This window comes from Streptomyces sp. BR123 (genome assembly GCF_013401435.1).
Taxonomy (GTDB): Bacteria; Actinomycetota; Actinomycetes; order Streptomycetales; family Streptomycetaceae; genus Streptomyces.
The window spans coordinates 1-405 of record NZ_JACBGN010000692.1 but is presented as its reverse complement, the minus strand read 5'-3'; the positions used below and the strand labels follow the sequence as shown (position 1 = coordinate 405).

Below are 405 nucleotides of genomic sequence, written 5' to 3'. Positions count from 1 at the left end.
GCCTGCGGCTGCAGCTCCAGTTCGATCGTGCCGGACTCGCGCCCGGCCGGGTTGTAGGCCACCTCCCCGCCCAGCGCGTGCGCCAGCAGCTGGTGACCGTAGCAGATACCGAACACCGGCAGGTCGTCGTGGGCGGCCTGGCGCAGCCATGCGGCACTGCGCTCACTCCATTCGGCGTGGTCGGTGACGAAGGCGGCCGAGCCGGTCACCAGCACGCCGGCGAAGGCATGCGGGTCGGGCAGGGCATCCCCGTGTTCGACATCGACCACCACCGTCTCGTGCTCTTCCAGCCCGGCGGCCACCCGGATCCAGTGCGGGAAGCGCCCGTAGCGGCGCAGCGACGGCACCGGGCGGCCGGTTTCAAGGATCAGGAACGGGGCTGGGTTCATCCGGGGGCGGCAGGAC

At 71.9% G+C, this 405-nt stretch carries 1 protein-coding gene; it reads right to left on the bottom strand.

Annotated elements, in window-relative coordinates:
* Positions 1-389: glutamine amidotransferase (locus HYE82_RS37075; RefSeq protein WP_179178602.1), on the bottom strand; the 389-nt coding region annotated here is incomplete at its 3' end.
* Positions 390-405: the final 16 nt, after the last annotated feature.